Raw genomic sequence first — 13,458 nt, 5'->3', positions numbered from 1 at the left:
GTGGGGCTGACCGCCTGCGGCGACTCGGAGGAGGTGCATCCGTCCGCCTTGCCCACCGACCCGTCCGGACACATCACGGAGGCGAACCGGCAGGTCTCGGCCACCATGCCGTTCTCCGACACCGCCGACTTCGCCGATGCCGATCGCGGTTTCGTCGCCGCGCTCGAGCCCGGTGTCGTCAAAGACCCCGCAGGAAAGGTGGTGTGGGACAACGATTCCTACAGCTTCCTGCGTGATCCGTGTCCACTGTCGGTGAATCCGAGCCTGTGGCGACAGTCCCAACTGACCGTCAAGCAAGGGCTCTACGAGATCGCGCCGGGCTTCTACCAGGTCCGCGGCCTCGATCTGTCCAATATGACGCTGGTCGAAGGCACAACCGGCGTGGTCGTCATCGACCCGCTGATCTCCACCGAGACCGCGGCGGCCGGTCTTGCCCTCTATCGCGCCCATCGCGGAAATCGCCCGGTCACCGGCCTGATCTATTCACACGCACACATCGACCACTTCGGCGGCGCGATGGGCGTCACCACCACCGAAGACGTCGCCGCGGGACGCTGCCCGGTGCTCGCGCCGTCCGGCTTTCTCGAACACGCGGTGGCGGAGAACATCTACGCGGGCACCGCGATGGCGCGGCGGGCCGCCTACATGTACGGCGCCGCTCTGCCGCGCGGACCCAAGGGGCAGATCGGGACGGGTCTCGGTCAGACAACCTCGATCGGAACCACTACCCTCATCGACCCGACCCTCGACATCACCCACACCGGCCAGGAAGAGATCATCGACGGGGTGCGCATGGTGTTCCAGATGACACCGGGCACCGAGGCGCCCTCGGAGATGAACTTCTACTTCCCCGACCGCCGCATCCTCTGCATGGCCGAAAACGCCACGCACACCATGCACAACATCCTGACGCTGCGCGGCGCGCTCGTTCGCGACCCGCACATCTGGTCGAGGTACCTGACCGAGTCGATCAACCTGTACGCGCGCCAATCGGATGTGGTGTTCTCCTCGCATCACTGGCCGATGTGGGGCACCGACAAGATCGTGGAATTCCTTTCGCTGCAACGGGATCTCTACGCCTATCTCAACGATCAGACGCTGCGACTGCTCAACCAGGGTTACCTCGGCAGCGAGATCGCCGAAATGATCCAGCTGCCGCCCGCGATCGCCGAGAACTGGTCGACCCATGGCTATTACGGCTCGGTGAGTCACAACGTCAAGGCGATCTACCAGCGGTATATGGGCTGGTTCGACGGCAATCCCGCACACCTGTGGGAACATCCACCGGTCGAATCGGCCAGACGGCACGTCGAGGCCATGGGCGGGGCGAACGCGGTATTGCAGAAGGCACAAAAGGCTTACGACGCAGGCGATTACCGCTGGGTCGCCCAGATGGTGAACTACGTGATCTTCGCCGAGCCCGACAACACCAAGGCAAAGCACCTCCAGGCCAGCGCCTTCGAGCAACTCGCGTACGGCGCCGAGAACGGAACCTGGCGCAACTTCTATCTCAGCGGCGCCTACGAGCTGCGCAACGGCCCCTTCGGCACCCCGACCAAGGCCAATGCGCAAGGCATGCTGTCGGCGCTCACCGTGGACCAAGCCTTCGACGCTATCTCCCTGTTCCTCGACGGACCGAAAGCCTGGAACATCACCCTCGTCGCCGACTGGCGTTTCCGTGACGCCGACAACCGCGTGCAACGCACCGAATTGCGCAACGGTGTCCTCATCCACTACCCCCGTGCCGCCGGGGACAATCTGCCCGCACCGGACGCGACCGTCACCCTGACCAGAGGCGCGTTCGCCAAGACCATGCTCGCGGGCGGGAACATGCAAGAGGCAGTGCTGAAGGGCGAGATCACCGTCGAGGGCAATGTCGTCGCGCTCAAGCAGCTGTCCGGAGTGTTCGACAAGCCCAACCCGAACTTCGCGATCGTCACTCCGTAGCTTCGTGCGGCCGCTCGAGTCCTGACGGCGACGCCCCGACCGATGCGCGAACGCACCATTTCGATCGACAAGGTGCGAAATGCCATGGGATCAAGGAAAACTGAGGGTGTCGTCGACAGTGCCGCGCCGGTTCGCCGTGCGTCGGCCGACGCCAGCGGCGGCGACAGGTCAGGAGGTATTCGGCGATGGGCGAAATGCGGGCGCAATTCGGCGTGCTCGGCGCGGTGGAGCTGCGGATCGACGGGGTGGCCCAGAATGTGGGCGGGCCGAAGCAGCGAGCGGTATTGGCATATCTGGTGCTCAACGCCAACCGGCATGTGTCGGTGGAGGCGCTGGCCCAGGCGGTATGGGAGGGTAATCCGCCGCCGGACGTGCGGATGAGCCTGCACGCCATCGTGTCGAACCTGCGAAAGCCGATGCGGGATGCCGGCCTCGACACACGGCCGTTGCTCGCGGATGTCGGGGTGGGCTATCGGGTCGCGGCGGCCGAGGATGCCGTCGACGTGCACCGATTTCATGCGCTGCGCGGATCGGGACGACAGGCGCTGGCCACCGGAAGTTTCGCCGCGGCAAGCGAATTCATGACCGCCGCACTCGGACAATGGCGTGGTCCCGTCCTCGCGGACCTGCGTGGGCTCGGATTCGCCGACACCTATGCCGCCGCCCTCGACGACGAGCGGATCGGCGTCATCGAGGCGCGCGCCGAGGCCGATATCGCACAGGGCCATGCGGACACGGTCGTCTGCGGGCTGACGCTGCTCGTGGACTCCTACCCGTTACGAGAACCGTTGTGGGAGCGACTGATTACGGCGCTGTATCTGAGCGGCAGACAGTCGGACGCCCTCGAGGCACTACGACAGCTCCGGGCGCGGCTCGCCGAGGAAGTCGGCATCGAGCCCGGCCGGACGATCCGCGAGTTGGAGGCACGCATGTTGCGGCAGGAACCGCTCGATGCCCGCGCGGTCGCGGCCGCCGCCACCTTCCGCGCGACCACGATCATCGACCGGGAATCGCTCGAACACCAGGCGTTTCTGCGTGATCCAACCGGGCGCCGATACCAGGTCAACGGCCCGCTCACCCGGATCGGACGGTTGCCGCACAACGACATCGTGCTCGAGAGCGCCAAGGTCAGTCGCCACCATGCGGTGATCGTCTGCAACGGCCCGGCACACGTCATCAAGGACCAGAGGTCCTCCAACGGTGTCTATGTCGACGGAGTCCGAGTCGCGGACAGCGCCCCACTCGCCGACGGCTCCATCGTCCGCATCGGCGACACCGATCTACTCTTCATGCGGGTCCCTCTCGACCCGCCGTGAGCGTAGCCGAGCCATTGGTGTTTGTTCGGCACCGATCGTTGCGCTGGTCAACCCGTTCCAGATTTCCGATCTCGGCGCCGAGCATGGGCCGCCTCCTGCACCACGGTATCCAGCCGAAGTCGGCTGGACAACCTGGAGAAGGGGCGCAGACCTTGGTCGCATCCGTCGCCGAAATCCTGCGTCGCGCAGGGCCATCGCGGTAGCGATCTCGAACTCGCCGTGCCGGATGCCGATGCCCGCCGCCGGTCCCGCCGCGGTTCGCCAGAGCTACGCAAGCCCAGTCGCAAACCTCCAGCCTTCCGTGCGCGGGGTTTCACCGCGGCGACAGCGGCCTGGTGGCGCGTCCGACCGGGATACATCACAGGCGATCCGCTCGGTGGCCGGTGGAGCTCCAGCCCTGCCGCCACAGTCGTTCGAACCCGTCCAGCAGCAGATCGAGCGCGAATTCGAATTCGAACTGGTCGTCACAACCGGAGCCGACGACCGAGTGGCGGTCGTGATTCGCGCTCGCGATCTGCACGATGTGGGGGTAGCGGGTGGTCATGTCAGCGAGTGAGGGTCGCTGCGGATCACGGTCCCGGGGAGCGTCGAACAGTTCCTGGCTGAAACCGAATATGCGACTTCCCAGCGCGTGCATCACATGGTGGGTGAGGTCGACAGAAAGACCGCCCGCCAGGAACATCCCGATCATCGAATCCATGTACGCCAACACCATTGGCGTCGGCGTGGCGCGCGACTCGATCACGCGCGACGCCCACGAATGCCGCAGGAGCGCGCGCCGCGCCGCCAGAATTCGCTGCCGAACCGCGGACCTCCAATCGACGCCCGGTTCTGGCGAACCAATCTCCCCGACGATGACATCGACCATGCCGCCGAGCAGTTCCTCTTTGTTGCTGACGTGCTTGTACAACGCCATCGGCACCACGCCGAGCTCTTGCGCGAGCGTGCGCATGCTGAGGGACTCGATGCCGGTGTCGTCGGCGAGCGCGACCGCGGCGCGCAGCACCCGATCTCTGCTCAATGGCGTGCGGCGCACTTGCGGCTTGTCGGCCAACCGATCCTCCTCTTGACGAGGTGTACATCGTACACCTAACATTCCCGAGCATCCGGGTGTACGTCGTACACTTCGGTCGCGATGGAGGAGTGCAGATGAGCTCGACGAGGACGGCGGCAATGGCCGCAGGCGTGCTGTTCCTGATCACAGAGATCACCGCCATGGCAGGACTCGCGCTGTACCAACCGGTCCTGCACGACACGAACTACATCGTCGGCGCCGGCGCCGACGATCGCGTGCTGATGGGCGGGCTCGCCGAGCTCATCCTCGCCGTCGCCGTCATCGGCACCGCGGTCACGCTGTATCCCCTCCTGGCACAGCACAACCACAGCGTGGCCCTCGGCTACGTGTGCGGCCGTCTGCTGGAAGCCGCCGTCATCACCGTCGGCATAATCACCGTTCTGTCTGTGGTGACCCTGCGACAGAACCTCGCGGGAACCGGCCTGCCCGCGGACACCACACTGGTGACCATCGGCAAAACCCTTGTAGCCATCCATGATTGGACGTTCCTACTCGGCCCCAACGTCATTCTGGGAGTCAACAGCCTGCTGCTCGCCACTCTCGTGTACCGATCCCGCCTCGTGCCACGCTTGCTCGCCATGCTCGGTCTCGCCGGCGGCGTACTCATCTGCGCATCGGCGACAGCCGTCATGTTCGGCGGCTACGAACAGATCTCCGTCTGGGGCACGGCAGCGGCGCTCCCGGTGTTCGCATGGGAGGTCGGTCTCGCGGGGTATCTGATCGTCAAGGGATTCGTGCCGCCGCAGGATTCCCCATCAGAGCAACCACGGACCGCACCATCGGCCGCCTGAGCCGTGCCGGCCGACACGGTGCGCCGTAACGTGATGCCGAGATGAACTTCCGAAGGAAGAACACCATGCCCGATCGAACAGGTGAGAGCACGCCACCGGACGTGGTCGCGATCCTGCGCCGCTGGCAGGAATCCGGCGCGGTGTGGCGGGTGATCGGCCGACGATCAGGAAAAGTGACAGTCGGCCTCTACGAATGCACCGGCGGCGCGGAAGTCGATCGCCTCACCTCCGCCGACGCGGCCGTGCTTCGTTTCATCGACGATCGCCACAGCAGCGAGGATTGAGCAGCTCGGCAGCCACACTCGGGACATACGCCGCCGTACGGTCGCCCTGGTTGACACCTTCGGCCAGTCGGCGTGTACTCAGGCACCTGAACATTCGTCCAACCAGTCGCACCGAGGCGACCTCCGTCGCGCTCGGTGGCCGGGACCGAGAGGAACGTGATGAGCGAGGATACGAGCGCCCGCACCGAGGGGCTCGCCTTCACCGGGGTCGCCGAGCAGGCCGAGGCGATCCGCTCGGGTCAGGTGTCGGCGGTCGAGCTCACTCGACAGACCCTCGCCAGGATCGAGCGGCTGGAGCCGGAGCTCAATGCATTCATCAGAGTTCTCGGCGACCAGTCGCTGGCACAGGCCGAGGCCCTCGACGCACAACAGGCGCGTGGTAGCCAGCTCGGGCCGCTGCACGGCGTGCCGATGGCGATCAAGGATGAAGTGGATGTCGCAGGCGTCCCAACGACTTTCGGCGGCGCATCCATGACGACACCCGCCGCGGCCGATTCCGAGATCGTGCGCAGGCTGCGGGCCGCCGGTGCGATCATCATCGGCAAGACCGCGTTGCCGGAGTTCGGCACCTTCCCGTTCACCGAGTCGGCGGCGCATGGCTACACCCGCAACCCGTGGGATCCGACGCGCACGCCCGGCGGCTCCAGCGGCGGCTCCGCCGCCGCCGTCGCCGCCGGCATCGTCGCCGCCGCCACCGGCGGTGACGGCGGCGGCTCGATCCGGATACCCGCGGCGTATTGCGGCCTGTTCGGGCTGAAACCGCAACGGGGACGAGTCAGCACGGCACCACACCGCGACCTGTGGCGAGCGCTGGGCACCTTGGGAGTGCTGACCCGAACGGTCGCCGACAGCGCACTGCTCTACGACATCATCAGCGGCAGCCGCGCGACCGACCGCTGGCAGGCTCCCGACCTCAGCTTCGCCGCGATCGAGCAGGCGACTCCGCTGCGGATCGCGGTGTCGCTGCGCTCCGCCGTGCGGGGTCTCCGGCCCGACCCGGAGTGCGCTGCGGCAGTGCGCTCGACCGCAGACACGCTAGCCGAACTCGGCCATCACGTCGAGGACTTCGACCCGTATTACCCCGATGTGGCCTCGGCGTTCTTTCCCCAGTTCCTCGGTGGGGTCCGGGAGGAGGCCGTCCGGGTCGATCGCCCGGACCTGCTCGAGCGACGCACCCGCACGGTCTCGGCCATCGCCCGCGTCCTCGCACCGCAACCGGTCCTGCGTTGGGCCGAACGTCGCGGCGAACAGGTCGCCGCGACCATCAACCAGATCTTCGACACCTACGACCTGCTGCTGACCCCGACCATGCCGCACCTCCCCGCGCCGATCGGCAGGCTCGACGGCGCCGGGGTCCTGCGCGCGCTGCAACGCAGTATCCCGATAACCAGTTACACCGCTATCTGGAACGTCTGCGGCAACCCGGCCGCCTCCATCCCCGCAGGCTGGACGGCCTCGGGGCTACCGCTCAGCGCCCAAATCATCGCCCGCCCCCACGACGAACTCGGCATCCTGCGCGTCGCCGCCCAACTCGAACAAGCCCGCCCGTGGGCCGACCGACGACCCGACGTCGAACCGATTTTGCCGTGACAGCGGCCGCCGCTGGAGTTGCACAGGAGCTTTGTTCCACGGTAGGGCTACTCGCTGATCAGATCGAAGCGATCCGTGGCAGCAGCCCGACAACCTGCTCGGTGAATTCGATCGGGTTCCGATCGGGCATGATGTCGAGTTGCTCGATGCCAAGGGCCGCGAGCTGCTCTGCCGCTTCCAGAAAGGCGTCGGGGCTGTCGAGAACCGGCTCGATGTACACCGCGGTCTTGCGAATAGTGTCGTAGTCGCGACCTTCCGCCTCGCAATGCGCCCGCAGAATATCGAGCTTGCGTGCTACCTCCTCGCGGTCGGAGGCGAAAAGGTTGCAGGCATCCGCGTACCGCGCCACCAGCAGGAGCGTCTTCCGCTCGCCGCCACCACCGATGAGGATCGGCGGCCTGGGGCTGCTCAACGGCGCAGGGACACAGAGGGTTTCGGCGAGTCGGTAGTGCTCGCCGTCGAACGGCCCGTTGTTGTCGCTCCACATCTGCAGACAGATCTGCAGCGTCTCCTCGAGTCGCTCGAAGCGCTCCGCCATCGGAACCACCGGTACTCCGAGCGCGAGCTGTTCGCGCTCGTACCAGGACGCACCGATTCCCAGCTGTGCACGACCACCCGACAAAACGTCCAGCGTCGTCACGATCTTTGCCAGCAATCCGGGGTAGCGGTACATCACACCGGTCACCAAGAGCCCCAACCGCATGCGCTCGGTAACCGCTGCCACGTAGCCCAGGGTCGTGTACCCCTCGAGCATCGGCTCGTCGGCGGTCGCTTGGTGCTCCATCTGAAGGTAGTGATCCATGACCGTGAATTGCGAGAAGCCGCCCTGCTCGGCAATCCGAGCGGTCTCGGCGAGCGTGGTGGCGATCAGCCTCGGCTCCGCCGGATGCGAATAGTTCCAGTAATGCAGTCCGAGTTCCATCCGTCTCCCTCTGTGTGCAGACGCGCCGACAGTTCAGTCCCTGAACCTTGTCACATGACGCAGCCCCTCTGACCAAGGAGTCAGAGGGGCTGCACTTCGGGCGTACGCAAACTCTGGCGAACTGTGCGGTGCCGGGCAGGATCCGAGCACGGTGTGGTTACCTACGCGACTCCTGACGGTGGAACAGGAATTCGACGAGCGTGATCATGGACCGCAGACACGTGCTCCGGTTACGCGCGTCGAGTGACGTCAAGGGGGTGCCCGGTGCGAGATCGAGCGCGTCCCGGATCTCCTCGAGCGGGTAGCGTTTGGCGCCCTCGAACTGGTTGACCGCTACCGAATACGACACACCGCGCTCCTCGAGCACCGAAAGCACCTCGTCGGCCTTCTCGATGCGCCGGGTGTCGACGAGCACCAGCGCACCGAGCGCGCCACGCGCCAGCTCTTCCCACAGGGGGACGAAGCGCTTCTGGCCCGGCGTCCCGAAAAGGTACAGCGCGAGTTCGGGATTCAGCGTGATGCGGCCGAAGTCCATGGCGACGGTGGTCTGCGATTTTCCCGGTAGCCCCGCCATATCATCGACGCCGACGCTCGCCTCGGTGATCGTCTCCTCGGTGCGCAGCGGCTTGATCTCGGAGAGGCTGTTCACGAAGGTAGTCTTGCCGACACCGAAATTTCCTGCGACCAATAGCTTTACCGACCTGGTTACTGTGTCGGGAACATAGTCGACATCGCGCTCAGGCCGGGAGAGCACGGAGTCCATTGAGTACCTCCTCGAGCAAAGAGATTTCCGGCACGACAGCGGCCGGGCGGGGCATGACGAGGTAATCGCTGTCGAGAAGATCGGCCACGACGATCTTCACCACCGACGGCGGCAGATCGAGATAGGCCGCGATCTCGGCCACCGAAAGCGCACTGCGACGGCTACACAGATTCAGTACCTGGCGGGCGTCAGGACTGACTCCCGGTGTCGGGTCCTTGGAGACCAATACCAAAGTCACCAGGTCCAATTCACGACTCGGTCGCGTTCGTCCCCCGGTCCGCACATACGCACGGACCAGATCGGGATCCCGCCGCGACCCACTCATGACTGCGCCTTATCAGCGCTCGACTGCGTGGTACTCACGGCAAGCCGCCGCTATCAGCCCTCCCACGTGGCTGGCTGCCGAGCTCGTGCCCGACCCGCCCGGCAAGCTCGTTCATGCGGTGCACGACTAAGCCGACATCGGCGTCGGTGTTGGTGGCAACGCCGAGCAGCGCACCCTCACCGGCCGCGGTAATGAGGATCATCCCCTGGTCGTACTCGGTCATGTTCTGCCGCACGCCGTTCTCGATGCCGCCACAGAACTCGCCGAGCGCCTTGCCGAGTGATCTCAGACCCGACGCCGCGGCCGCGAAACGTTCCGCGTCGTCCTTGGACACTCCACCGGAGTGTGCGATCCGCAAGCCGTCGTCGGACAGCAATACAGCGAATCGGACACCCGGGGCATTCAGATCCTCGAGTAGCCAGCCCAGTTTGTTGGCGCTTTCAGCCCCCGTTGTCATCGGTGTGCCCATCAGGAGGTCATCCCTTCGGTGTGGTCGGATGGGGTGTTGTTGGCGATCGGCAGGCTGTCTGTCGCGGCGGCGCGGCCGGTCTTCGAACCGCTTTGCCATGCTGCCGCGACATCGGGTCGCGCGAGACCGGGTTCGGTGTCGGAGCGCGCCCCGCCTACCGGAGCCGGTGCTGGTGCCGTGGTTCGGCGACGCCGCTTGGGTAGGCCGCCACTGGTGATGTCATGCACAGAAAACGCCTGCTCCTCGTCCGACCGTTCGTGCGCGCCGACCGCAACCGGTACCGGTAATGGCTCCGCTGGAGCAGCAGCGGGAGCGACGGCGGCAACACCGCCTTTGCCGGGTTGTGGTGCGACCAGCAGCGCTTCGGGGATGTACACCATCGCGCGCATGCCGCCGTACACGTTGGGGCCATCGATGTAGACGGTGAATCCATAGCGGCGGGCCAACGCCGCGATGCCGGGGAAACCGACCTTCGGCGACGGGCCGAGCTGGTGGATGTCGACCGGGCGCTCGTGGGCGAGCACCTGCCGCGCTTCTTCCATCTGCTCGGGGTTCATCCGCACGCCCGCATCGTCGACGATGACGGTAACGCCGTGATGACCCTCCTGGAAGCTGACGTCGACATAGGACGTCGGCGGCGAATAACGCAGCGCGTTGTCCAGCAGCGTGGCGAGCGTGTGCACGAGCGGTTCCACCGCGCGGCTGATGACGACACGATCGAGCTGGTTGGGTCGCACGCGCAGGTAGTCGCGCACACGACCGGTCGCGCCGCCGACGACGTCGGTGAGCGACTGCGCGGGCCAGCGGCGGCCCGGCAGGCCACCACACACGATCACGTATGACTGCGCCTGGCGCAGCATCTGCTGAACGGTGTGGTCGATGCGGGTGAGAGTCGCGTAGACCTCGTCGTCACGGTGTTCGCGCAGCGCGGCGCTGACCACCTGGCTGACGTCCGCACCGAGGCTGACCACCGAGGTGCCGAAGGATCGCACCGCCGCGCTCGTCGCCGCCCGCGAGGACGACTCGACCTCGGCCCGCGCCGACTCCTGCGCGGTCTTGACCGCCGTCGTCGCCTGCTCCTCGGCCTCGCGGTTGACCGACTCCCTTGTCTCGATCTGCAGGAGTCTCAGCTCGTCGGCATAGCGCTCGGCAATCCACCGCAACAGCTGTGCGAACCGCGAATTCTCCATGCCCGCAGGCACTTCGATCGAGGGCGTGGCGACCTCTCCGCGGCGGACCGCGTCGGACACCGAGGGCAATGTGGTGACGGCAAGGTGCTCGACTGCTTCTTCGAGCACTCGATTCTGCTGTGTCAGTGCCTCATGTTCCCGGGCCAGCTCGGCGGCGCGAACTCGCTGCTGCCTGGCGGATTGCGCCAGGTACAACGCCGCCGCCACGGCAAGCACCAGCGCGGGGGCGAGGATCCATGAAAGCACCACGGCGATATCTTGATTCATCAGTTCTCTCGTCGTATTCGGGCTCGAAGCTCACCGGACAAGCCGGGCCACGTCACGGTCTGTGTCGAGACTTCTGTGCGGTTCCATTGGGTGCCACAGGCTTCTGCCACAGCGCTTCGTCTCGCCTTCCTCGCGACGCCGACCATGAGCAACCCTGGTCGGATCAGGTCCGCGTCGGAGACCAGCGCCTGGAACGGCAAGCGGAGGCGCACAAGCATTTACCCCGACGACTCGGCCACATTAGCAGCATTGCCAGGAAGTCTCTCCTGATACGAGTTCATGCCTGGGAACGAGCTTCGGTGCCGCGGAGTACATCTCACACGATGCAGTGTCGGATCGGGCTGCCGCCAGGCTCTTTCCCCTTCGCCACGCGGTCGCGGCCCGCCGTCGAGGACCCCGTTCGAGCAGGTTGCTACAGAACCGCGGGTACCGGATACCATGCCCGAATGGCAAAGCTGAAGGTCTCCGTCGATGTGCCGATCTCCCCGGAACAGGCGTGGTCGCACACTTCCAACCTCACCGAGCTGGACAAGTGGCTCACCATGCACGAGGCCTGGCGCAGCGAGGTTCCCAGCGAGCTCACGGTGGGCACGAAGCTCGTCGGCGTCGCCTCGGCGAAAGGGTTGCGCAACCGGGTGACCTGGACGGTGCAGGCCGCGGAGCCACCGCGCAGGCTGGCGCTGACCGGAGCGGGCAAAGGCGGCACCAAGTTCGGTCTGGAAATGCTGGTTGCCGCTCGAGGCGCGGGCTCCGCGGTCACCGTCTCCATCGAGCTCGGCGGGCCGCCCCTGTTCGGCCCCATCGGCTCCGGCGTCGCCCGCGCACTCAAGGGCGACATCGAGCGCTCACTCGAGCGCTTCGTCGCGCTGTACGCCTAGGCAACCGCCGAACAATCGAACGGCCGGGCACCGGTGTGGACACCGATGCCCGGCCGCATTGGACCAGATGACGCGTTGTCAGTGCACCAGGGCCGCCGGCGCGTCGGCGACCTCCGGATTCTTCGGCTTCGTGCGCGGCAGGAACAATGCCGGGGCCAGCGTCAGCACGATGAGGACCACCGCCACGATGTAGGTGTGACTGAAGGCCTCGGCAGCCTGCTTCAGCCCGGTTTCGATGGCACCCGGCGGAAGCTGGCCTGCGATAGCGGGATTGGAGTTGGACGCAATCGCGGGCCCGGCGAACTGCTGGTCCTTCAACAGGTTCGTCAGCACCACCGACATGGTCGCGGTGCCGATCGAGCCCGCGGTCTGGTTGACGATGTTCATCAGGGTGGAGCCGCGGGCAACCTGCTGGTGGGTCAACGTCTGGATCGCCGCGGTCATGATCGGCATCATCGTGCAGCCCATGCCGAGACCCATCACGAACAGCGCGCCACACATCGCGATGTAGGAGGTGTCCGCCTCCAGTTGGGTGAAGAACAAGGTGCCGATCGCGATCAACGTGATTCCGACGAGCACGATCTTGCCCGGTCCGATCTTGTCGACGAAGCGGCCCGCGATCGGCATCGTCAGCATGGCGCCGAGACCCTGTGGCGCAATCAGCAATCCGGCGGCCAGCGCGGATTCACCGCGGACCTGCTGCAGGTAACTCGGCAGCAGCAGCCCGGCACCGAAGAAAGCGATCGCGAACAGCACCATCGTGAGGACCGCGAAAGTCAGCGACCGGTTGCGGAACAAGTGCAGATCGATCAATGGATGCTCGGTGCGCAACGCGTGGAAAACGAACGCGACCATGAGGACCAGACCGATGGCAGCGGGCGCGAGCACCCTCGCCGAGGCGATCGTGCCCTGTTCCGGAATTGATGACACACCGAACAGGAACAGCGCAAGACCGGGCGAGGCCAGCAGCATGCCGAGGAAGTCGAACGACTCCGAGGGTTCGGGTTTGTCCGAGGGGAACACGATGAATGCCAGGGTGAGCGCGATGACGCCGATCGGCAGGTTGATCAAGAAGATCCAGTGCCAGCTGAACGCGTCGATCAGCCAGCCGCCGAGAATCGGGCCGCCGATCGGGCCGAGCAGCATCGGCACGCCGAGCACCGCCATCACGCGACCGACTCGCTGCGGGCCCGCGGCATGGGTCATGATCGTCATACCCAGCGGCATCAGCATGCCGCCGCCGATGCCCTGGATCACCCGGAAGGCAATGAGCGACTCGATGTTCCAGGCGAAGCTGCACAGCACCGATCCGAGCACGAAGAACGTCAGCGCCATCATGTACAGACGTTTGGTGCCGAACCGGTCCGCGGCCCACCCGGTGAGCGGAATGACGGTCGCCAGCGCGAGGGTGTAGCCCGTCATCGTCCATGCCGCGATCGCGTAGCTCGTCTCGAACTCGCGCTGGAATGTGGGGATCGCGACGGTCACGACGGTGATGTCGAGGATCGACATGATCGCGCCGAGCACGACCACGCCTGCCACCTTGAACACCGCCGCGTCCAGCTTGTCGGTTGACGGGTCCGTTCCCGCCTGAGTATCCGGAGGTTGGTTCACCGGTTAAGCCTGTCATCTCTCCGCCGG

General features: G+C 65.9%; 13 protein-coding genes. 6 read left to right on the top strand and 7 right to left on the bottom strand.

Annotated elements, in window-relative coordinates; translation table 11 throughout:
* The first annotated feature begins 105 nt into the window (after nucleotides 1-105).
* Both AB0M74_RS08020 and AB0M74_RS08015 read left to right on the top strand, forming a co-directional pair.
* Nucleotides 106-1,947 (top strand): alkyl sulfatase dimerization domain-containing protein, encoded by a 1,842-nt coding sequence (locus AB0M74_RS08020; protein WP_364903663.1) that lies wholly within the window; start codon nucleotides 106-108, stop codon nucleotides 1,945-1,947.
* Nucleotides 1,948-2,132: 185 nt separating this feature from the next.
* Nucleotides 2,133-3,263 carry a BTAD domain-containing putative transcriptional regulator gene (locus tag AB0M74_RS08015; RefSeq protein WP_364903119.1) on the top strand — a complete coding sequence of 377 codons (1,131 nt, stop codon included), beginning with the start codon at nucleotides 2,133-2,135 and terminating at the stop codon, nucleotides 3,261-3,263.
* A 358-nt stretch (nucleotides 3,264-3,621) separates the two neighbouring features.
* On the opposite strand, the gene AB0M74_RS08010 is transcribed toward AB0M74_RS08015, so the two are convergent.
* Entirely contained in the window at nucleotides 3,622-4,317 is a 696-nt protein-coding gene (locus AB0M74_RS08010; RefSeq protein WP_364903116.1) for a TetR/AcrR family transcriptional regulator C-terminal domain-containing protein, read from the bottom strand.
* Nucleotides 4,318-4,412: 95 nt separating this feature from the next.
* Here AB0M74_RS08010 and AB0M74_RS08005 point away from each other — a divergent pair, with 95 nt between their 5' ends.
* The 3 genes from AB0M74_RS08005 (at nucleotide 4,413) to AB0M74_RS07995 (ending at nucleotide 7,003) form a co-directional block, all read left to right on the top strand.
* Nucleotides 4,413-5,129 carry a DUF4386 domain-containing protein gene (locus tag AB0M74_RS08005; RefSeq protein ID WP_364903113.1) on the top strand — a complete coding sequence of 239 codons (717 nt, stop codon included), beginning with the start codon at nucleotides 4,413-4,415 and terminating at the stop codon, nucleotides 5,127-5,129.
* Between the two features lie 65 nt (nucleotides 5,130-5,194).
* A complete protein-coding gene (locus AB0M74_RS08000; protein WP_364903111.1) occupies nucleotides 5,195-5,413 on the top strand; it encodes a hypothetical protein in 219 nt (72 codons plus the stop codon).
* 159 nt (nucleotides 5,414-5,572) lie between these two features.
* Entirely contained in the window at nucleotides 5,573-7,003 is a 1,431-nt protein-coding gene (locus tag AB0M74_RS07995) for an amidase (protein ID WP_364903108.1), read from the top strand.
* 58 nt (nucleotides 7,004-7,061) lie between these two features.
* Here the strand turns inward: AB0M74_RS07995 and AB0M74_RS07990 are convergent, their stop codons facing one another.
* The 5 genes from AB0M74_RS07990 to AB0M74_RS07970 form a co-directional block, all read right to left on the bottom strand.
* Entirely contained in the window at nucleotides 7,062-7,925 is an 864-nt protein-coding gene (locus tag AB0M74_RS07990; protein ID WP_364903106.1) for an LLM class F420-dependent oxidoreductase, read from the bottom strand.
* 157 nt (nucleotides 7,926-8,082) lie between these two features.
* Nucleotides 8,083-8,688 carry an ATP/GTP-binding protein gene (locus tag AB0M74_RS07985; RefSeq protein WP_364903104.1) on the bottom strand — a complete coding sequence of 202 codons (606 nt, stop codon included), beginning with the start codon at nucleotides 8,686-8,688 and terminating at the stop codon, nucleotides 8,083-8,085.
* Nucleotides 8,663-9,013 carry a DUF742 domain-containing protein gene (locus AB0M74_RS07980; RefSeq protein ID WP_364903100.1) on the bottom strand — a complete coding sequence of 117 codons (351 nt, stop codon included), beginning with the start codon at nucleotides 9,011-9,013 and terminating at the stop codon, nucleotides 8,663-8,665. The genes AB0M74_RS07985 and AB0M74_RS07980 overlap by 26 nt, the downstream gene beginning before the upstream one ends.
* Before the next feature lie 34 nt (nucleotides 9,014-9,047).
* Nucleotides 9,048-9,482: a roadblock/LC7 domain-containing protein gene (locus AB0M74_RS07975; RefSeq protein ID WP_364903098.1), complete on the bottom strand. Its 435-nt coding sequence runs from the start codon at nucleotides 9,480-9,482 to the stop codon at nucleotides 9,048-9,050.
* Nucleotides 9,482-10,939 (bottom strand): ATP-binding protein, encoded by a 1,458-nt coding sequence (locus tag AB0M74_RS07970; RefSeq protein WP_364903095.1) that lies wholly within the window; start codon nucleotides 10,937-10,939, stop codon nucleotides 9,482-9,484. The genes AB0M74_RS07975 and AB0M74_RS07970 overlap by 1 nt, the downstream gene beginning before the upstream one ends.
* A gap of 446 nt (nucleotides 10,940-11,385) precedes the next feature.
* On the opposite strand from AB0M74_RS07970, the gene AB0M74_RS07965 reads away from it, so the two are divergent.
* Nucleotides 11,386-11,817, top strand: coding sequence for an SRPBCC family protein (locus tag AB0M74_RS07965; RefSeq protein ID WP_364903093.1), 432 nt, complete (start codon nucleotides 11,386-11,388; stop codon nucleotides 11,815-11,817).
* A gap of 78 nt (nucleotides 11,818-11,895) precedes the next feature.
* On the opposite strand, the gene AB0M74_RS07960 is transcribed toward AB0M74_RS07965, so the two are convergent.
* On the bottom strand, nucleotides 11,896-13,431 hold the full coding sequence (locus AB0M74_RS07960) for a DHA2 family efflux MFS transporter permease subunit (RefSeq protein WP_364903090.1): 1,536 nt from the start codon (nucleotides 13,429-13,431) through the stop codon (nucleotides 11,896-11,898).
* Nucleotides 13,432-13,458: the final 27 nt, after the last annotated feature.

The organism is Nocardia sp. NPDC051463 (assembly GCF_040681975.1).
In the GTDB taxonomy this organism is placed as follows: Bacteria; Actinomycetota; Actinomycetes; order Mycobacteriales; family Mycobacteriaceae; genus Nocardia.
The sequence above is the reverse complement of the archived record's forward strand: the minus strand, read 5'-3'. Positions and strand labels throughout refer to the sequence as shown.

Coding starts and splice junctions, on each gene's coding strand:
- AB0M74_RS08020 (WP_364903663.1), top strand. CDS start 106: ATGCCGTTCTCCGACACCGCCGACTTCGCCGATGCCGATCGCGGTTTC.
- AB0M74_RS08015 (WP_364903119.1), top strand. CDS start 2,133: ATGGGCGAAATGCGGGCGCAATTCGGCGTGCTCGGCGCGGTGGAGCTG.
- AB0M74_RS08005 (WP_364903113.1), top strand. CDS start 4,413: ATGAGCTCGACGAGGACGGCGGCAATGGCCGCAGGCGTGCTGTTCCTG.
- AB0M74_RS08000 (WP_364903111.1), top strand. CDS start 5,195: ATGCCCGATCGAACAGGTGAGAGCACGCCACCGGACGTGGTCGCGATC.
- AB0M74_RS07995 (WP_364903108.1), top strand. CDS start 5,573: ATGAGCGAGGATACGAGCGCCCGCACCGAGGGGCTCGCCTTCACCGGG.
- AB0M74_RS07990 (WP_364903106.1), bottom strand. CDS start 7,925: ATGGAACTCGGACTGCATTACTGGAACTATTCGCATCCGGCGGAGCCG.
- AB0M74_RS07985 (WP_364903104.1), bottom strand. CDS start 8,688: ATGGACTCCGTGCTCTCCCGGCCTGAGCGCGATGTCGACTATGTTCCC.
- AB0M74_RS07980 (WP_364903100.1), bottom strand. CDS start 9,013: ATGAGTGGGTCGCGGCGGGATCCCGATCTGGTCCGTGCGTATGTGCGG.
- AB0M74_RS07975 (WP_364903098.1), bottom strand. CDS start 9,482: ATGGGCACACCGATGACAACGGGGGCTGAAAGCGCCAACAAACTGGGC.
- AB0M74_RS07970 (WP_364903095.1), bottom strand. CDS start 10,939: ATGAATCAAGATATCGCCGTGGTGCTTTCATGGATCCTCGCCCCCGCG.
- AB0M74_RS07965 (WP_364903093.1), top strand. CDS start 11,386: ATGGCAAAGCTGAAGGTCTCCGTCGATGTGCCGATCTCCCCGGAACAG.